Origin of the sequence: Massilia sp. LXY-6, assembly GCF_051233485.1 — a bacterium.
Taxonomy (GTDB): domain Bacteria; phylum Pseudomonadota; class Gammaproteobacteria; order Burkholderiales; family Burkholderiaceae_D; genus Telluria.
Genome location: NZ_JBKFGF010000021.1, coordinates 43,569 through 61,173, shown reverse-complemented (window position 1 = coordinate 61,173; position 17,605 = coordinate 43,569). Strand labels below are relative to the sequence as shown.

The following is a 17,605-nucleotide window of genomic DNA, read 5'->3' as shown; positions in this document are numbered from 1 at the left end:
TCGTTCATCTGCTACCGGTTTTCCGATGCATTGTATTACGGACAGGTGAATGTCAGCTTAAACGGAATATTCGTCACCGAATTGAACGGCGCCAGCGTGGTGACGGTGACGTTGAACGAAGCCTGCACCGTGGTCGTGCAACTGGTCGGATTCGAGCTGGAGATGCTGAACGTATGGGTCGAACCCTGGTTGCCGCTGACCGTTACGCCGCTCGGATCGTCCACATTCAAGGTGCTGTGCGGAGCGATGTTCGGTACCGTGGCAGGTACCACCGCTGCCGCGTTACCGTTCAACATACTCGTGATGGCGACCGAGCTGCCGGCAGGCATCGGGTTGAAGTTGACGTCGTTGAACTGCAGCTGGAACACCTTCGTTGCACTGGCGCTGATCGTTCCCAGGTCGTTCGGCGCCAATGCGTCGAACGATACCCTGGTGCCGTTCATGAAGGTGTTCACGGCTTGGCCGCCGCTGAAGAATACCGTGGTTTTCGCGTAGATGAAGTTGGTGCCGTCGGAGGTGCTGGCGCAAATGGTGGCCACGCCGGGACGGTTACTGTCCGGCGTTACGGCACTACATTGCGTGGGCGGATTGCTGCTCGTCGACGTGGACGCATTCTGTGCCCGCAGCTGCACCGAGCACGTGCCGTTCGTGGTATTGCAGCCGCCTTTGTCGGACGTGCCGATGATGCCCAGGCTGGTCCGGAACACGATCGGCGTACCGTCGGGCACCGGATTGGTGAAGGCATCGCCCAGGCTGACCGATATGTTGGCGGCGGGGGCGCTTGGCGAACTCTGGACGTTCAGGCCTTCGATATTGAACTTGTCCGTGGCGATCGAGAACAGGTTTTGCACCGGCAGGCCGGTCGTGACGACGATCGAGTCCGACACCGTCGAGATGTCCGGGTTACCCCTGGCAGCCGTATTCGGCAGGGTAGCCCGCACGCGGAACGAGGTCGCGGTCGACCCCGAATTTACCGTCGTAACCACACTACCGGTGGCATCGGTGATATCGCTGCTCTTGTTGACGGTGACATCGGCATTGTCCGGAACGCGCTTGAATTCCACTTTCTGGCCGGCGAGCGGATTGCCAAAGATATCGACGACCTTGAAGTTCAGGATTGCGGTCTCGGTGCGGCCAATGCCGCCATTACCCTGGATCACGATCGACTGGCTGATCGGCGTGGCTGTCGTGAACTGCACCGACGCTGCCCCGGGTGGAGCGATCGTCAGCATGGTGCTAGCCGGCTTGGCAATGCCGTCGGACGATACGGTGATGACGTCATTGTTGCCGCAGCCTTTGTCGCGGTAGACCGTCTTGGCGATACCGGAAATGGTCTGGACGGTCGTCGCCATCGTGGCCTTGCCCGCCGTGACGCAGGCGGAGGAGAAATGCACGCTGACCTGCTGGTCGGTATAGGCGGCATTGCCGGACAGGACAGGAACCGACAGCTCCGTCGAGTCATAGGCCTGAATGCTGCTCTCCTTTGCGTTCAAGGTGCCGAAGTTCAAGGTGGTGGCGCCGACCGAGTAGTTCGACTCGCCTGTCATGGTCGTGCCGGCCACGGTGCTGGTGGCGGTAAGCTTGGCGGCACCGCCGGTGGCCAGGCTGGCCACGCGCATGCTGACGGTGGCGACACCGTTGACGTCGGTCAGGGCAGTACCGGTCGACGGCGAGAATACCGCCAGCGTGTTGTCGGTAGCGAAGCTGACGATGGCGTTCGGCACCGGCTTCTTGTCCTTGTCCAGCACGGTCGCCTTGACCGTCAGCGGAGTTCCGCTGGTGAGCGCGTTGGTGCTGGCGCCGCTGGCGTTGAGAAAGCCCACGGTCACGGTCGGGGCCGCGGCGACGATGGTGCCGCCGGTGCCCGTTCCGGTGCCGCCGCTGCCGGTGCTGCCGCTGCCGCCGACGGCGCCCGGATTACCGCCGCCGCCGCCGCACGCGGCCAGTACCAGCGCCGTCAGGAGCGCGGTAGCCATCGGCGCGCCGCAGCGCTTGAAAGTGGTATTGCTCATGTCTGCCTTCTTCTTGTCGATTGTGTCGGGTAGTTCAGTGCGCCGCGTTCTGGAGGCGGTCGGTCACGATCTTCGGGGTGATGAACACCAGCAGCTCGGTCTTAGACGTCGAGCGCGCCGTGGACTTGAACAGGTGGCCGACCACCGGCAGGTCGCCGAACAGCGGGACCTTCGAGTCGTTGGTGGTCTCGCTCTGCTGGTAGATACCGCCCAGCACCACGGTGCCGCCGTTCTCGACCATCACCTTGGTCTTCACGTGCTGGGTGTTGATGGCGAAGCCGGAAGCCGTGCTCTCGCCCTTCGAATCCTTGGCCACGTCGACGTCCAGCACCACGTTGCCGTCCGGCGTGACCTGGGGCGTGACTTCCAGGCGCAGGTTGGCCTTCTTGAAAGTGACGGAGGTCGCGCCGCTGCTGGTGGCCTGCTGGTACGGCAGCTCGACGCCCTGCTCGATCACGGCCGCCACGTTGTCCTCGGTGACCACGCGCGGGCTGGAGATGATTTTGCCCTTGCCGTCCGCTTCCAGCGCCGACAGTTCCAGGTTCAGGAAGCGATTGGCGGCCGCCGAGAACAGCGAGAACGCGATGGTCGGTGCGTTCACGCCGTTGGCCGGCGCCGCCGGCAGGTTGACCAGCGTGGTGTTGTTGTAGGAATCGCTGCCCAGCGCGACCTGGCCGGTGGTCTGGCCGACGCCGGTCAGGTTGCCGCCGATCGCCACGCGCTGGTTGCCGTTGAGCTGGTAGCCGGCATCGCCGCCGCGGATGGCGCGCAGGTCGGCGAAGCCCAGCTTGGCGCCGAGGTTGCGCGAGAAGCCGTCGTTCGCCTCGACCAGGCGCGCCTCGACCAGCACCTGCTTGGTCGGGATGTCGACCTTCTGGATCAGCTTGCGCACGTCTTCCAGCTTGGACGCGATGTCGGTCACGAACACCTGGTTGGTGCGCGGGTCGATGGTGGCGCTGCCGCGCTTGGACAGCATGCGGTTCTTGTCGCTGCCGCCACCCTGGTCGAGTCCGAACACCGTGCGGAACGCCTCGGCCTTCTGGTAGTTCAGCTGGAAGCTCTCGGAGCGCAGCGGCTCGAGATCGGAAATCTGGGCCTTCTGCTCGAGCTCGAGCTTTTCCTTGGTCAGCATTTCCTCTTTCGGCGCGATCCACAGCACGTTGCCGTTCTTGCGCATGTCCAGGCCCTTGGCCTGCATGATTACGTCGAGCGCCTGGTCCCACGGCACCTGCTTCAGCTGCAGGGTCAGGCTGCCGCTGACGGAATCGCTGGCGATGATGTTCAGGCCCGAGATGTCGGCCACCGCCTGCAGCGCGGCGCGCACTTCGACGTTCTGGAAGTTGAACGAGATCTTCTCGCCGCGGTAGCCCTGCGTGCCCTGGGCCAGGCGGTTCGGGTCTTCCTTGACCGGCTTGACGTCGATGACCAGCTGGGTGTCGCTCTGGTACACGCTCTGTTCCCAGGTGCCGTGGGCGTCGATCGTCATGCGCACGTTCTCGCCCGAAGGCACGGTGGTGATGCGGGTTACCGGGGTACCGAAATCGGTCACGTCCAGGCGGCGGCGCAGCGTGGGCGGCAGGCCGGTCCTGAGGAAGTCGACCTGGATCTGGTTGCCGACCTGGCGCACGTCGACCGGCACCTGGCTGTTCGGCAGGTCGACCACGATGCGGCCCTCGCCGTTGGTGCCGCGCCGGAAGTCGAGGTCGCGCAGGAGTTGAGGACTGGCGGCTGCGGCCGCGGCATGCGCCGGGAGTCCGGCGGCGTTCACGGCCTGCGCCGCCCCGCCCGAGCCTTCCACGGTCACGATCACCGACTTGCCGTCGATCGCGGCGGCGTAGTTCAGCGTGCGCTTCAGGTTCAGCACCAGGCGGGTACGCTCGCCGGCCTGCACCACATTCACGCCGCGCACGTCGCCCAGGTTGATGTCCTGGGCGTTCTTGCCGGTGGCGTTCTGGGTGGCGCCGAAGTCGAGCGCGATGCGGGCCGGATTCGTGATCGAAAAGCCGATCGGCAGCCTGGTGGGCGCATCCTTCATCGCCACGTTGATGACGACGTTATTGCCTTGCTGGTTGGCGCTGATCGATTCGATCGCGTTCTGCGCAAAGGCGCTGCTGGCGCCGAACGCCAGCAGCAGTCCGAGGGCGATGCTTCCAAGACGGGTCATTTCCGGTTCTCCTTGCTTTGCAGCTCCAACTTCGCCATGCGCTCGACCCACTCGCCGGCAGCGTCCTGCACCACTTCACGGATATTGATGGCGTCGTCGCCCACGCGGGTGACGATGCCGAAATTCTGGCCGATGCGCTGGCCGGCGCGGACCTGGTAGACCGCGCGGTCGATCTGCAGCAGCGCGTAGGTCACGCTGCCCTTCTGCATCGTGCCCACCATCTTCATGGTGTCGAGCGGGTAGCCCTCCAGCTGTTCGCGCGGGCGCTGCAGGTCGGGCTTGTTCGGATCCTGCGAAGTCTCGGCCGCCTTGGCCAGCTGGTTCAGCAGCTTGTTCGGGCTGAACGGATCCACCGTTTCCTTGGCGCCGTAGGCGTAGGGGAGGAAGTCCTTCGGCTCGGCCAGCGGCTTGACCGCCGGGCGGGTCTGCTGCTTGACCTGGTCCATCCAGTCGTGCACTTCCTTGACGTCGCTGTCGCCGCAGCCGGCCAGCAGCAGCGCGGCGGCCACGAAGGCGCCGGCTTGCTTGCTCATGTGCTTGATCACTCCTGGGCCCCCTTCTTGTCCTTCTTCTTTTTCCTCCGGGCCTGCGACTGCGCGTCCAGTTCTTCCTGGTCGAGGTAGCGGAAGGTCTTGGCGACCGCATCGAGCGACAGCACGCCATCCTTGCCGGCGGCGAGCGACAGGTTGTTCAGGGTGACGATGCGCGGCATCTTCGCCATGTCGGCGGCGAATTCGCCGATGTCGTGGTAGCTGCCGGTGACCTTGATGTCGATCGGCAGCTCGGCATAGTAATCCTTGACCACCACCTGGCCCGGCTTGAACAGCTCGAACTGCAGGCCGCGGCCGAGGCCAGCCTGGTTGATGTCGGACAGCAGGGCCGCCATTTCGGCCTTGCTCGGCAGCTGCTTCTCGAGCCGTTCGACGTAGCGGTTGACTTGCTGCTGCTGGGCTTCCAGGGCGTCCAGGTTGATCGCCTGCGCCATCTTGACGCGATAGTCGTTGCGCAGGGTCTGCTCTTGCGCGGCCAGGGTGTCCTGTTCCTCGAACTGGCCGCTCCAGTAGAAAAAGTAGCCGAGGCCGAGCACGGCCGCCATCACGCCGGCCGCGCACAGCAGGCGCGGCGCCAGCGGCCACAGGCCGGGATGGCGGCCCTGCAGGCCTTCGAACTGGGCCGCGATGTCGGCGCCCACCTGTTTCAGATCGATGTTCATGTTTTCGGTCCCGACCTGGCGTTCTCTTTGGCGATCTCTTCTTTTTCACGCGCGCGCTTGATGAACACGTTCAGCGTGAATTCGACCACCTTGCGTCCGGTCTTGCTCTGGGCCAGCGTGGCGGCGCGCACCTCGGTCAGGTCCGGCCGTTCCAGCCAGGGCGAATTGCCCGACAGGTTGCGCAGCAGTTCGGCGACCCGTTCCTGCGACTGGGCCACGCCGGACAGCAACACCTTCTGGCCGTCCTGCTTGAAGCTCTTCAGGTAGACCCCTTCCGGCGTCTGGCGCACCAGTTCGTCGAGCAGGTAGACCGGCTGGTTGCGGTCGCCCTGCAAGTCCTCGACCGCCTGCTGGCGTGCCTTCAGTCCCTCGATCTCGGCCTTCAGGTTGGCGATCTTCTTGATTTTGACGTCGAGTTCCGCGTTGGCGCTCTTGAGCACCTGGTTGCGCTGGTTCTGGATGGCGATGCGGCTGGCGTTGTAGCCGCCCACCATCAGCACCAGGGCCGCGCCGAGCAGGCCGCCGGCGGCCAGCAGCATCGCGAACGCGGCCCGCTTCTGCTTGCGTTTCGCTTCCCGGTGGGGAAGCAGGTTAATCCGGATCATCAGCCAAACCTCCGCAGTGCCAGGCCGCAGGCGACCAGGTAGGCCGGCGCTTCGTGGCGCAACTGCTGCTCGCGCACCGACGGTCCCAGCTGCATGCCCTTGAACGGCGCAATCACGCTGCTGGCGATCTTGGTACGGCTGGCGATGATGTCGAGCAGGCCCGGCACCAGCGCGCAGCCGCCGGCCAGGTAAATCTGGTCGATGCGGGTGTACGGCGTCGAGGTGAAGAAGAACTGGATCGCGCGCGTGACTTCCAGCGCGGCGTTTTCCAGGAAGGGCGCGAGCAGGTCGGCGCCGTAGTTGTCCGGCAGGTCGCCGGTCTTCTTGCGCGCTTCCGCCTCCTCGAACGACAGGCCGTAGGCGCGCACGATGTCCTGGGTCAGTTGGATGCCGCCGAAGGGCTGCTCGCGTTCGTAGATGGTCTCGCCGTTCTGCATCACCGAGATGTGGGTGGCCTGGGCGCCGATCTGGAACAGGGCCATGATCCGGCCATCCTGCGCGCCGCCCGCTGCGGCGCCCGGTTCTCCGATCACCCGGTGCGCCGCCGTGCGCGCCGCATACGATTCGACGTCCATCACGGTGGCGGTGAGGCCGGCCGCTTCAAGGATCGCGACCCGGTCCTCGACCTTCTCGCGGCGCGCCGCCGCCAGCATCACTTCCATGTCGTCCGCCGAGTTGGGCGCCGGGCCGATGACGTCGAAGTCCAGGCTCACCTCGTCCAGCGCGAACGGGATATACTGGCTGGCCTCGGACTCCACCTGCACTTCGAGCTGGTCTTCGGCCAGGCCCGCGGGCAGGATGATTTTCTTGGTGATGACGGCGGCCGGCGGCATGCCGAGCGCGACGTGCCTGATTTTGGTGCCGCTCTTTTTCCAGACGCGCAGCACCGCTTCCGACACCGCTTCGATGTTCTCGATGTTACCGTCGACCACGGTGCCGCGCGGCAGCGGCTCGGACGCATAGCGCTCCAGCCGCAGTTCGCCTTTGCCGGCATCGGCCAGCTCCACCAGGCGCACGCCGGACGTACTGATGTCGATTCCGATCAAGGGCGGGTTGGCCTGTCCGAACAAGGAACCTAGACTGATCACGAGCGTTGCTCCCTCTTTGCTGCTGCGCGTTCTTGGAAGAACGACTTATTGAACGCCCGGGCGGGATGTTTTATTTAGAAAAACCAGCGGTTTAACGCGCCTTATTTATGTAGATGCTCAAGGCACTGCGTTAAATCGTAGCAATAAGGATGACCACAGACAAGATATTTCTGCACAGGAACATATTGAGCCGAAGCATGAATACGACACTTAGTTTCCCTCTGTCGTAGATCGATATTGTCGCGCTTTACACAGCTGTTATCGACTTGATCAGCCCGTGTTTCCACAGCAGCCCTGTTTTATAATGAATCAGATCAACACAGCGAACCATTCATGCGTATGAAAGCATCTTCGAACGGGGCGCCCACGCCGCCGTCTCCGCCATCGCCCAATAAGCACAGTCCGAAACGCATCCTCCTGACCCTGCTCGCCACGCTGTTCGGCCTGGCCGTGTGCGGCGTGCTGGTGGTCGTGTTCGCGCTGGCGATGGCCTACCCCAACCTGCCCGCCCTCGATACCCTGACCGACTACCGGCCCAAGATGCCGCTGCGGATCTTCACCGCCGATAACGTCCTGATCGGCGAATTCGGCGAGGAGCGCCGCACCCTGGTGCACTTCAAGGACATCCCGGATGTGATGAAGAAGGCCGTGCTGGCGATCGAGGACGACCGCTTCTACGAGCACGGCGGCATCGACTACTGGGGCATCCTGCGCGCGGCGCTGCACAACGCCACCGGCGGCGCGCGCCAGGGCGCCTCGACCATCACCCAGCAGGTCGCGCGCAACTTCTTCCTGTCCTCGGAGCAGACCCTGAAACGCAAGGCATATGAAGCGCTGCTGGCCTGGAAGATCGAGAAGAACCTCAGCAAGGACCAGATCCTCGAGGTCTACATGAACCAGATCTACCTGGGCCAGCGCGCGTTCGGCTTCTCGTCGGCGGCCCAGATCTACTTCGGCAAGGACCTGAAGGACATCAGCGTGGCCGAGGCGGCCATGCTGGCCGGCCTGCCGAAGGCGCCGTCGGCCTACAACCCGGTGGTGAACCCGAAGCGCGCGCGCCTGCGCCAGCAGTACATCCTGCTGCGCATGCGCCAGCTCGGCTACATCAGCGACGCACAATATGAAACTGCGAAGAACGAGGAACTGAAGATCAAGACCGACAGTACGGCCTTCGGCGTGCACGCCGAGTACGTGGCCGAGATGGCGCGCCAGCTGGTCTACGAGCAGTTCAAGGAAGACACCTACACGCGCGGCCTGAACGTGTTCACCACCATCACCAAGGCCGACCAGGACGCCGCCTACCTGGCGCTGCGCCGCGGCGTGATGGACTACGAGCGCCGCCACAGCTACCGCGGCCCGGAAAAGTACATCGAGATCCCGCAAGCCAAGGGCGAAGCCGACGAGGCGATCGAGGCCGAACTGGCCGAGCACCCGGATTCGGACGACATCGTCGCTGCCGTCGTGCTGCAGGCTTCGCCGTCGCAGGTGACGGCGGTGCTGGCTTCCGGCGAGGAAATCAGGATGAGCGGCGCCGGCCTGGTGTTCGCGCGCGAATGGCTGTCGGCGAAGGCGGCCGAGACCCGCCGCCTGCGCCGCGGCGCGGTGATCCGCGTGACCCAGGACGGCGGCTCGACCTGGAGCATCACCCAGCTGCCGGAAGTGGAATCGGCCTTCGTCGCGGTGAGCCCGGACGACGGCGCGATCCGCGCCCTGATCGGCGGCTTCGACTTCAACCGCAGCAAGTTCAACCACGTGACCCAGGCCTGGCGCCAGCCGGGCTCTTCGTTCAAGCCCTTCATCTATTCGGCCTCGCTGGAGCGCGGCTTCTCGCCGGCGACCCTGATCAACGACGCCCCGATCTCCTTCGACGCCGGCTCGACCGGCGGCCAGGCCTGGGAGCCGAAGAACTACGACGGCAAGTACGAAGGCCCGATGACGATGCGGCGCGGCCTGATGAAGTCGAAGAACATGATCTCGATCCGCATCCTGAACAAGATCGGCGCGCGCTACGGCCAGGAATACGCGACCCGCTTCGGCTTCGACGCCGACAAGAACCCGCCCTACCTGACGCTGGCGCTGGGCGCGGGCGCGACCACGCCGCTGCAGATGGCCGGCGCCTATTCCGTGTTCGCGAACGGCGGCTACCGGGTCAGCCCTTACCTCATCTCGAAGGTGACGGATGCGGACGGCAAGGTGCTGTCGGAAGCGCGCCCGGAGCGCGCCGGCGTCGACGCCAACCGCGTGATCGACGAGCGCAACGCCTGGCTGATGGACAGCATGCTGCGCGACGTGGCGCGTTCCGGCACCGCCGCCAAGGCCCAGCAGGCGCTCAAGCGGCCCGACCTGGCCGGCAAGACCGGCACCACCAACGACTCGATCGACGCCTGGTTCGCCGGCTACCAGCCGCACCTGGTAGGCATTGCCTGGATGGGCTACGACCAGCCGCGCAACCTGGGCAACAAGGAAACCGGCGGCGGCCTGGCGCTGCCGATCTGGATCGGCTTCATGCAGAAGGCGCTGAAGGACGTGCCGGTCGCGGAACGCCAGGTGCCGGCCGGCCTGGTGCAGTACGGCGACGAGTATTACTACGTGGAAAGCCCGCCGGGCACCGGGGTGCAGTCGCTGGACGTCGGGGTGGCGCCTCCCGCGGATCAGCAGAAGACGCGCGACGCGGTCAGAAACGAGTTATTCTGACGAAATTGATGAATTGAGCGGAAAAAGCACCATGAGCATCCAGAACACCTCCAGCACTGCGTTCATCTCGACCGGTATTGCCGGCCTCGACAATGTCCTCGGCGGAGGCCTCACCAAGGACCGGCTGTACCTGGTCGAGGGCGATCCCGGCGCGGGCAAGACCACGCTGGCGCTGCAGTTCCTGGCCGAGGGCGCGGCGCGCGGCGAAACCGTGCTGTACATCACCTTGGCCGAGACCGAAGTCGAACTGCGCGCGGTCGCGCAGGCGCACGGCATGTCGCTGGACGGCGTCACGGTGCAGGAGGTGATTCCGGACGAAAGCCTGCTCGATCCGGGCGAGCAGTACACGGTGCTGCATCCGTCCGAGGTCGAGCTGGGCGAAACCAACAACATGATCCTCGGGCTGGTCGAGAAGCTCAATCCGACCCGGGTCGTGCTCGATTCGCTGTCCGAGCTGCAGCTGCTGTCGGGCAGCCCGTTGCGCTACCGGCGCCACGTGCTGGCGCTCAAGCAGTATTTCGCGAAGCGCTCCTGCACCGCCCTGCTGCTCGACGACAAGACCTCGGTACAGGGCGACCAGCAGGTGCGCAGCGTCGCCCACTGCGTGATCTCGCTCCAGCATACCGATTCCGAGTACGGCGCCGAGCGCCGCCTGGTGCGGGTCCTGAAGTACCGCGGGGTCGCCTTCCGCCGCGGTCCCCACGATTACTCGATCCTCACCGGCGGCCTGGTGGTCTACCCGCGCATCGTCGCCGCCGAATCGCGCGAACTGAGCCGCCGCGCCCAGATCGGCAGCGGTCTTCCTGCCCTCGACATGTTGCTGGGCGGCGGCATCGAGGAAGGCTCCAGCACCCTCGTCTCCGGGCCGCCGGGCACCGGCAAGTCCAGCGTGGCGGTGCAGTTCGTGAAGTCGATGACGGACCGCGGCCATCGCGCCGCCATCTTCCTGTTCGAGGAGTCCTTCAATATGCTGCTGAACCGCAGCGAAGGCATCGGCATCGACCTGCGCACGCCCTACGAATCCGGACTCTTGAGCGTGCACCAGATCGATCCGGCGGAGATGTCACCGGGCGAATTCAGCCATGCCGTGTGCGGCGCGGCGGACCAGGGCGCGCGGGTCGTCGTCATCGACAGCCTGAACGGCTACATGAACGCCATGCCCGAAGCCGGCTTCCTGGCGACGCACCTGCACGAAATCCTCACCTACCTGGGTCAGCGCGGCGTGGTGAGCTTCCTGGTCGGCGTCCAGCAGGGCATCGTGGGCAGCACCATGTCGACCGGGATGGACGTCAGCTACCTGGCGGACAACGTCCTGATCCTGCGCTACTTCGAGGCGCAGGGCTCGGTCGAGAAGGCGATTTCCGTGTTCAAGAAGCGCGGCAGCGTCCACGAGACGACCCTGCGGCGCTTCGACATCACGCGGCAAGGCCTCGTCGTCGGCCCCGTGCTCAGCAATTTCCAGGGCATCCTGACCGGCGTGCCGACCATCCTGGAGGCTGACAGGAACCCGGCTACCCCGACCTCGGCGGCCTGATGCCGAACGCTGAGCTCGAACACCGTATCCTGATCCATGCGCCGGTAGGAAAGGACGCAAGGCTGATCGCCGAACTGTTCGGACGCGCCGGCATCGACTGCCGCGTGTGCGCCCATCTGGACGAACTGGTCGAAGAGCTCGGGCAAGGGGCCGGTGCGCTGATGGTTGGCGACGAAGCCATCACGCCGGAATTCCTGCGCGCCCTCAAGCACTTCATCGACCACCAGCACGGATGGTCCGACCTGCCGGTGCTGATCATGAGCCGGCGCGAGGCCTCGTCCGCCGGACTGCAGCACCGCTACCTGGAGCTGGGCAACGTCTCGCTGCTGGAGCGGCCGGCACAGGGTGTGACCCTGGTCAGCGCGGCGCAATCGGCCTTGCGCGCCCGCCGCCGGCAATATGCGATGCGCGAAGTCGACCAGCGCAAGGACGAGTTCCTGGCCATGCTGGGGCATGAGCTGCGCAATCCGCTGGCGCCGATCCGGGCGGCCTCCGACCTGCTGCGCCTGCCGTCCCTCGACCGCGACCAGATCCGCCAGACCAGCGAGATCATTTCGCGCCAGGTGCAGCACATGACGGGGCTGATCGACGACCTGCTCGACCTGTCGCGGGTGTCGCGGGGGCTGGTGACGCTCGACGAGACCCTGCTGGACGCGCGCCAGATCGTCACCAGCGCCGTCGAGCAGGTACGCCCGCTGGTCGACGCGCGCCGGCACCGCGTGACCATCCAGATGCCGCACGAGGCCGCCTTCGTGCATGGCGACCAGAAGCGCCTGGTGCAGATCATCGCGAACGTGCTGAACAACGCCGCGAAATACACGCCCGAGGGCGGCGACATCGTCGTGGCGATGCATGCCGACGCCGACAGCGTGCGCTATACCGTGAGCGACGACGGCATCGGCATGGCGCCGGACATGATCGGGCACGTGTTCGACATGTTCGCGCAGGCCGAGCGTTCGTCCGACCGCGCCCAGGGCGGCCTCGGCATCGGCCTGGCGCTGGTGAAGAACCTGGTGGCGCTGCACGGCGGCCAGGTCGCGGCGTACAGCGAGGGAATCGGCAAAGGCAGCCGCTTCACGGTCACCCTGCCGCGGGTGGCGGCGCCAGGCGACAACGCCGCGCCCGCGCAGCACGCGCCGGTGCCGGCGGGTGCGCGCGCGCTGCGCCTGCTGGTGGTCGACGACAACGACGACGCCGGCCAGATGCTCGGCATGGTCCTCGAGGCCGCGGGCTACCGGGTCGCCGTGGTGCAGAGCGCGCGCGCGGCACTGGAAGCGGCGCGCGCGGAACCGCCCGACGCCTGCCTGCTCGACATCGGTTTGCCGGACATGGATGGCAACGAACTGGCGCGGCAATTGCGGCTGCTGGCGCCGATGGCGTCCGCCACCCTGGTCGCCATCACGGGCTACGGGCAGGAGGCGGACCGCGCCAGGACCGCCGCGGCGGGCTTCGACCACCATTTCGTCAAGCCCGTCGACATGCAAGCCTTGCTGGGCGTGCTCAGCGCAGCTTGACCGGCGCCCCGCCCTGCTGGGTGGCGTAGTCCGACAGCGAGGTGAACAGTTCGCTGTCGTCGCGCGTGTTGCGCCACTCGTCGCCGACGCGCTTGTAGTGGAAGCCGCCGGCGCGCGCCGCCACCCACATCTCCTGCAGCGGCGCCTGGCTGTTGACGATGATTTTCGAACCGTTGTCGACAAATTCGATTTCCAGCACGTTGCCGCTGCGCTTGCATTCGACATCGACCACGTCCTGCTCGAACAAGCGGTCGAAGGCCTGTTCGATCTGGTTCAGGGTGGCTTCGGCCAGGTCCAAAAATTCAGTTTCGGTCATGCTACACTCCAAGGTCTGCTAATCAAACCGTGATTCTAATCGTGAAGTCCCCATTTGCGCTCCCGGCCTTTGCTGCCGCCACGCTGGCCCTGCTCTCCGCCTGCGGCCAACCCGGCCCGCTCTACATGCCCAAGCCGCCGGCCCGCGCCGCCTCGACGCCGGCCGCGCCGGTCGTGCCGGTCGTGCCGGTCGTGCCGGCAACCACGGCCAGCCCGCCCGCACCCGCCGCGGGCATGACCACGCCGGCCGCGGGATCGAACGCCAACAACACGCAAGCTCCCCAATCCTCCACTCCGCCCGCCCAACAGTAACCATGTCGCATTTCTCGTACCAAGACGGCGTCCTGCACGCCGAGAGCCTTCCTTTGCCCGCAATCGCCCAGCAATTCGGCACCCCGACCTACGTCTATTCGAAGGCCCAGCTGCTCGCCAACTTCCGGGGCTATGCGGCGCCCAGCCAGGGCCGCGACGCCCTGGTCTGCTACGCGATGAAGGCGAATTCGAACCTGGCCATCCTCGACATCCTGGCACGCGAGGGCGCGGGCTTCGACATCGTCTCCGGCGGCGAACTGCTGCGCGTGATCGCGGCCGGCGGCGACCCCGGCAAGGTGATCTTCTCGGGCGTGGGCAAGACCGTGGCCGAGATCGAGCTGGCACTTGGCAAAGGCATCCTGTGCTTCAACGTCGAGTCGATCCCCGAGCTGCACCGGATTAACGAAGTCGCCGGCCGCCTGGGCAAGCGCGCACCCGTATCGCTGCGCGTGAACCCGAACGTCGATCCGAAGACCCACCCCTACATCGCCACCGGCCTGAAGGCCAGCAAGTTCGGCGTGGCCTTCTCGGATGCGCTGGACACCTACCGCACCGCCGCCGCGCTGCCGCACCTGGAAGTGGTCGGCATCGACTGCCACATCGGTTCGCAGCTGCTGGACGACGCCCCGCTGCTGGAAGCGCTGGACAAGCTGATCGAGCTGATCGACACCCTCGCCGCCGACGGCATCCACCTGCACCACCTGGATGTGGGCGGCGGCCTGGGCATCGACTACGGCACCGGCGACAACGCCCCGGTGGCGATCGGCGACTACGTCAGCCGCGTGTTCGCGCGCGTGGACGCCTGGCGCGCCGAGAAGTACGAGGGCAAGCCGATCAAGGTCATCTTCGAACCGGGCCGCTCGATCGTCGGCAACACCGGCGTGCTCCTGATGTCGGTCGAATTCCTGAAGCCGGGCGAAGAGAAGAACTTCTGCGTGATCGACGCCGCCATGAACGACATGGCGCGCCCGGCCCTGTACCAGGCCTGGATGGACGTCAAGCCGGTGGTGCCGCGCGACGGCGACAAAGTCACCTACGACCTGGTCGGCCCGGTCTGCGAATCGGGCGACTGGCTGGCGCGCGACCGCGAGCTGGCGGTGGAGCCGGGCGACGTGCTGGCGATGATGGCGGCCGGCGCCTACGGTTTTACCATGGCCTCCAACTACAACACCCGCGGCCGCGCCGCCGAGGTGCTGGTCGACGGCGACAAGGTCCACCTGGTCCGCCGCCGCGAGGATCCGGCCGAGCTGTTTGCGCTGGAAACCATCGTCAAGTAAGCAGCAGGGACGGGCCGGACTGCCTCAGTGCCGGCCTCCCCAGCCGCGGTGGTCGCCCCAGCCGCCGCCCCAGCCACGTCCGCCGTGGTAGCTGTGCTCGTAGAAGCCGAAGCTGAGCGACAGCGGCGGCCCGACATAGGTCGGATAGCTGTAGGCGTAGGGGGAGTAGTACGGCACCGTATCGTAGCTCGAATACGGGGTGGCCGGATACGGCGCCGCGTACGGCGGCGCATACACGCAGCCCGACAGGGCGGCGCCCGCCGCCAGCGAAAGGATCAGGCGTTTCGCCACGCCGTGTGTGGAGCTTTCCATCTCGACGCCCTCATGTGTCGTATTACTTGATTCTAGGCCAGAGGGCGCCCTTTACAACTGCTGTTACATGCACGTTACACGCCGGCCGCGCTAGCCGGGCGCTGCGCTGCAGCGCTGCAGGCGCCGGACGCATTCCTCCACCGCCGCGTGCAGCGCCGGCGGGTGGCGGATCTCGAAATCGAAGGGCATGCCGGCCAGCTGGCGCGCGAACCATTCCAGCTCGTCGGACTGGTTGTGGATCACCACGCCCTCGGCGGTTTCCTCGAACACCCCGGCTTCGACGAACAGGTGCGCCCGCGCCGACGCCAGGTCGGTCTTCAGCAGCACCTCGATCGCGAACGCGCGTGGCAAGGTCGCCAGCGACTGCACCAGGTAGCCCATCGCATCGAAACCGGCCGGACGCTCGAACGCTTCGGCCAGCGCTTCCACGCCGGCGATCCGGTCCAGCCGGAAGATGCGGATTTCATTGCGCAGGTGGCACATCCCCACCGTGTACCAGCGTCCATGGCGGAACGCCACGCCGAACGGATCGAAGCGGCGCACCGACGCGTCGCCGCCCTGGTTCCGGTAATGCAGCACGACCCGCCGGCAGGCCTGCGCGGCACCGGTCAGCGCTACCAAGGCGCGATTGCCGGCACGGTCCTTGGGCGGCGCGGCCGCACTTCCCGCCTCCAGCTTGACCGTTTCGCCGACGGCGCGCACGCGCTGCCTGAGCTGGTCCGGCATGATGCGCTCCAGCTTGGCCTGCGCGCTGGCCACCGCCGGCGCCGCCTCGGCCAAGCCAAGCCCGCGCGCGGCGAGCAGGCCGAGCGACAGCGCCAATGTTTCGTCCTCCGTGAACATCATCGGCGGCAGCTTAAAGCCGGGCATCAAGGCATAGCCGCCCGCGCGCCCGCGCTCGGCCATGATCGGAATGCCGATGTCCTCCAGCTTGCCGACGTAGCGGCGCAGGGTGCGGCGGTCCACGCCGAGGCGCGGCGCCAGCTCGGCCCCGCTCATGCGGCCGTGGGTCTGCAGCAGTTCCAGCAAGGCGAGCACGCGCGTGGTCGGGCGGTACATGGCGAACATTGTCAGTCGAGATAGGACCGATTATGACCTATATCCCGCTTACCGTGAGGTTTTGACCACGGAGGCGACCATGAACGGAAGTACCACCCTCTGGCTATATTTTGTCCTGGTGCTCGGCATCATCGCCCTGCCCGGTCTCGACATGGCCTACGTGCTGGCGAACGCAGTGGTCGGCGGCCGCGGCGCCGGCCTGGCCGCGGTGGCGGGCATCGTCGCCGGCGGGGTCTGCCACATCGCGATGGGCGCGCTTGGCGTGGCCGCCATCGTGCGGCTCTGGCCCGCGCTGTTCAACCTGCTCCTGGTGGCGGGTGCGGCCTATATCGGCTGGATTGGCTGGAACCTGGCGCGCGCCGGCGCCACCACGCTCAAGGTGCGCACGGATGCTCCCGCGCGGCCGGCATCGTCGGTCTTCCTGAAAGGGATGGCGACCTGCCTGCTGAACCCGAAGGCTTACGTCTTCATGCTGGCGGTCTTCCCGCAATTCCTGAAACCGGCGCAGGGACCGCTCTGGCCGCAGGCGGCCGCGCTCGGCGTGATCACCGCCGGCACCCAGGCCGGCGTGTACGGCGGCGTCGCCCTGCTGGCGCAGCGGGCCGGCAGTTCGCTCGGCGCCAGCGGGCTCGCCACGCGCGCGGTCGGCCTGCTGCTGGTCGGCACCGGCATCGTCACCGTCGTTCAAGGGTGGCAGGCATGAGCCGCCGCCTGCTTGCCGGCGCCGCGCTGGCCTGCGCGCTGTCCATCCCGCCCGGCGCCGACGCCCTTGCGCGCGACTGCTGCCCGATCGTCGAACTGCGCCAGTACACGATGGTTCCCGGCAAACGCGACGAACTCATCAGCCTGTTCGAGGAACGTTTTATCGAGAGCCAGGAGGCGACCGGGATGCGCATCGCCGCCACCTTCCGCGACCTGGCCGACCCGGACCGCTTCGTCTGGGTGCGCGGATTCACGGACATGCAGACACGCCACGACGCCCTCACCGCCTTCTATTACGGCCCCGTATGGCAAGCCTATCGCGAGCAGGCCAATGCTACGCTGGCGGACAACGACAACGTGCTGCTGCTGCACCCCGCCTTCGCCGGCAGCGGCTTCGTGCTCGACGGCCTGGTCCGGCCGGCAGTGGGCGCGGCTGCGGGCGGGCGCCTGGTGACCGTCACCATCTATTACCTGCGCGAAGATGCGCTGCCCGGCTTCGTGGCCGCGTTCAGGCGCGACCTGGCGCCGCTGCTCGAACGAAGCGGCGCGCGCCTCCTGGCGCAGTATGTGTCGGATAGCAGCAAAAACACCTTTGCGCGGCTGCCGGTGCGGGAGAAGGAGCATGTGTTCGTCAGCTTTGCCGCCTTCGACGACGCGGACGGCTATGTCAGGCAGCAGAGGGCTCTTGCGGCGGACGAACGGTGGCGTGCCCTGCTGGCGGCCCAGGCCGCGGCCATGGAGCGCGCGCCGGAGACCTTGCTGTTGCGGCCGACGCCGCGTTCGCTGGTGCGCTAGTGGGCTCGG

The 17,605-nt window shown here is 66.4% G+C and carries 16 protein-coding genes; 7 read left to right on the top strand and 9 right to left on the bottom strand.

Going from position 1 to position 17,605, the window contains the following annotated elements:
* Positions 1-35 precede the first annotated feature (35 nt).
* Genes ACI48D_RS10660 through ACI48D_RS10635 form a run of 6 tightly spaced genes read right to left on the bottom strand, consistent with a single transcriptional unit; the run spans position 36 to position 7,082 of the window.
* Complete coding sequence (locus ACI48D_RS10660) at positions 36-2,012, bottom strand: hypothetical protein (RefSeq protein WP_435571188.1); 1,977 nt, start codon at positions 2,010-2,012, stop codon at positions 36-38.
* Between the two features lie 34 nt (positions 2,013-2,046).
* Positions 2,047-4,176, bottom strand: a complete 2,130-nt coding sequence (gene pilQ / locus ACI48D_RS10655) for a type IV pilus secretin PilQ (protein ID WP_435571187.1) — start codon at positions 4,174-4,176, stop codon at positions 2,047-2,049.
* On the bottom strand, positions 4,173-4,709 hold the full coding sequence (locus tag ACI48D_RS10650) for a pilus assembly protein PilP (protein ID WP_435571186.1): 537 nt from the start codon (positions 4,707-4,709) through the stop codon (positions 4,173-4,175). Before ACI48D_RS10650 ends, pilQ begins: the two co-directional genes overlap by 4 nt.
* An 8-nt stretch (positions 4,710-4,717) precedes the next feature.
* The gene (locus ACI48D_RS10645) at positions 4,718-5,389 is read right to left on the bottom strand and encodes a type 4a pilus biogenesis protein PilO (RefSeq protein ID WP_435571185.1); all 672 of its coding nucleotides are present in this window, start codon (positions 5,387-5,389) and stop codon (positions 4,718-4,720) included.
* A complete protein-coding gene (locus ACI48D_RS10640; protein WP_435571184.1) occupies positions 5,386-5,994 on the bottom strand; it encodes a PilN domain-containing protein in 609 nt (202 codons plus the stop codon). The genes ACI48D_RS10645 and ACI48D_RS10640 overlap by 4 nt, the downstream gene beginning before the upstream one ends.
* Complete coding sequence (locus ACI48D_RS10635; RefSeq protein WP_435571183.1) at positions 5,994-7,082, bottom strand: pilus assembly protein PilM; 1,089 nt, start codon at positions 7,080-7,082, stop codon at positions 5,994-5,996. Before ACI48D_RS10635 ends, ACI48D_RS10640 begins: the two co-directional genes overlap by 1 nt.
* A gap of 339 nt (positions 7,083-7,421) precedes the next feature.
* Here ACI48D_RS10635 and ACI48D_RS10630 point away from each other — a divergent pair, with 339 nt between their 5' ends.
* Genes ACI48D_RS10630 through ACI48D_RS10620 form a run of 3 tightly spaced genes read left to right on the top strand, consistent with a single transcriptional unit; the run spans position 7,422 to position 12,824 of the window.
* Positions 7,422-9,776, top strand: a complete 2,355-nt coding sequence (locus tag ACI48D_RS10630) for a penicillin-binding protein 1A (RefSeq protein WP_435571324.1) — start codon at positions 7,422-7,424, stop codon at positions 9,774-9,776.
* A 31-nt stretch (positions 9,777-9,807) separates the two neighbouring features.
* A complete protein-coding gene (locus ACI48D_RS10625) occupies positions 9,808-11,310 on the top strand; it encodes an ATPase domain-containing protein (protein WP_435571182.1) in 1,503 nt (500 codons plus the stop codon).
* Entirely contained in the window at positions 11,310-12,824 is a 1,515-nt protein-coding gene (locus ACI48D_RS10620; protein WP_435571181.1) for a hybrid sensor histidine kinase/response regulator, read from the top strand. The genes ACI48D_RS10625 and ACI48D_RS10620 overlap by 1 nt, the downstream gene beginning before the upstream one ends.
* On the opposite strand, the gene cyaY is transcribed toward ACI48D_RS10620, so the two are convergent.
* On the bottom strand, positions 12,811-13,140 hold the full coding sequence (cyaY, locus tag ACI48D_RS10615; RefSeq protein WP_435571180.1) for an iron donor protein CyaY: 330 nt from the start codon (positions 13,138-13,140) through the stop codon (positions 12,811-12,813). The genes ACI48D_RS10620 and cyaY overlap by 14 nt on opposite strands.
* Positions 13,141-13,181: 41 nt before the next feature.
* On the opposite strand from cyaY, the gene lptM reads away from it, so the two are divergent.
* Together lptM and lysA are read left to right on the top strand one after the other, a co-directional pair.
* Complete coding sequence (lptM, locus tag ACI48D_RS10610) at positions 13,182-13,451, top strand: LPS translocon maturation chaperone LptM (protein ID WP_435571179.1); 270 nt, start codon at positions 13,182-13,184, stop codon at positions 13,449-13,451.
* 2 nt (positions 13,452-13,453) lie between these two features.
* Positions 13,454-14,728, top strand: coding sequence for a diaminopimelate decarboxylase (lysA, locus tag ACI48D_RS10605; RefSeq protein ID WP_435571178.1), 1,275 nt, complete (start codon positions 13,454-13,456; stop codon positions 14,726-14,728).
* A gap of 24 nt (positions 14,729-14,752) precedes the next feature.
* Here the strand turns inward: lysA and ACI48D_RS10600 are convergent, their stop codons facing one another.
* Both ACI48D_RS10600 and ACI48D_RS10595 read right to left on the bottom strand, forming a co-directional pair.
* Positions 14,753-15,040: a hypothetical protein gene (locus tag ACI48D_RS10600; protein WP_435571177.1), complete on the bottom strand. Its 288-nt coding sequence runs from the start codon at positions 15,038-15,040 to the stop codon at positions 14,753-14,755.
* Positions 15,041-15,130: 90 nt separating this feature from the next.
* A complete protein-coding gene (locus ACI48D_RS10595; RefSeq protein ID WP_435571176.1) occupies positions 15,131-16,108 on the bottom strand; it encodes a helix-turn-helix transcriptional regulator in 978 nt (325 codons plus the stop codon).
* 70 nt (positions 16,109-16,178) lie between these two features.
* Here ACI48D_RS10595 and ACI48D_RS10590 point away from each other — a divergent pair, with 70 nt between their 5' ends.
* Together ACI48D_RS10590 and ACI48D_RS10585 are read left to right on the top strand one after the other, a co-directional pair.
* The gene (locus tag ACI48D_RS10590; protein ID WP_435571175.1) at positions 16,179-16,802 is read left to right on the top strand and encodes a LysE family translocator; all 624 of its coding nucleotides are present in this window, start codon (positions 16,179-16,181) and stop codon (positions 16,800-16,802) included.
* The gene (locus tag ACI48D_RS10585; protein WP_435571174.1) at positions 16,799-17,596 is read left to right on the top strand and encodes an NIPSNAP family protein; all 798 of its coding nucleotides are present in this window, start codon (positions 16,799-16,801) and stop codon (positions 17,594-17,596) included. Before ACI48D_RS10590 ends, ACI48D_RS10585 begins: the two co-directional genes overlap by 4 nt.
* The last annotated feature ends 9 nt before the right edge of the window (positions 17,597-17,605 follow it).

What these genes read in the sequence shown, in the direction of transcription:
- ACI48D_RS10590 (WP_435571175.1), top strand. Translation starts at nt 16,179, where the DNA reads ATGAACGGAAGTACCACCCTCTGGCTATATTTTGTCCTGGTGCTCGGC.
- lysA (WP_435571178.1), top strand. Translation starts at nt 13,454, where the DNA reads ATGTCGCATTTCTCGTACCAAGACGGCGTCCTGCACGCCGAGAGCCTT.
- ACI48D_RS10650 (WP_435571186.1), bottom strand. Translation starts at nt 4,709, where the DNA reads ATGAGCAAGCAAGCCGGCGCCTTCGTGGCCGCCGCGCTGCTGCTGGCC.
- ACI48D_RS10660 (WP_435571188.1), bottom strand. Translation starts at nt 2,012, where the DNA reads ATGAGCAATACCACTTTCAAGCGCTGCGGCGCGCCGATGGCTACCGCG.
- ACI48D_RS10625 (WP_435571182.1), top strand. Translation starts at nt 9,808, where the DNA reads ATGAGCATCCAGAACACCTCCAGCACTGCGTTCATCTCGACCGGTATT.
- pilQ (WP_435571187.1), bottom strand. Translation starts at nt 4,176, where the DNA reads ATGACCCGTCTTGGAAGCATCGCCCTCGGACTGCTGCTGGCGTTCGGC.
- ACI48D_RS10600 (WP_435571177.1), bottom strand. Translation starts at nt 15,040, where the DNA reads ATGGAAAGCTCCACACACGGCGTGGCGAAACGCCTGATCCTTTCGCTG.
- cyaY (WP_435571180.1), bottom strand. Translation starts at nt 13,140, where the DNA reads ATGACCGAAACTGAATTTTTGGACCTGGCCGAAGCCACCCTGAACCAG.
- ACI48D_RS10620 (WP_435571181.1), top strand. Translation starts at nt 11,310, where the DNA reads ATGCCGAACGCTGAGCTCGAACACCGTATCCTGATCCATGCGCCGGTA.
- ACI48D_RS10630 (WP_435571324.1), top strand. Translation starts at nt 7,422, where the DNA reads ATGAAAGCATCTTCGAACGGGGCGCCCACGCCGCCGTCTCCGCCATCG.
- ACI48D_RS10595 (WP_435571176.1), bottom strand. Translation starts at nt 16,108, where the DNA reads ATGTTCGCCATGTACCGCCCGACCACGCGCGTGCTCGCCTTGCTGGAA.
- ACI48D_RS10645 (WP_435571185.1), bottom strand. Translation starts at nt 5,389, where the DNA reads ATGAACATCGATCTGAAACAGGTGGGCGCCGACATCGCGGCCCAGTTC.
- ACI48D_RS10585 (WP_435571174.1), top strand. Translation starts at nt 16,799, where the DNA reads ATGAGCCGCCGCCTGCTTGCCGGCGCCGCGCTGGCCTGCGCGCTGTCC.
- ACI48D_RS10640 (WP_435571184.1), bottom strand. Translation starts at nt 5,994, where the DNA reads ATGATCCGGATTAACCTGCTTCCCCACCGGGAAGCGAAACGCAAGCAG.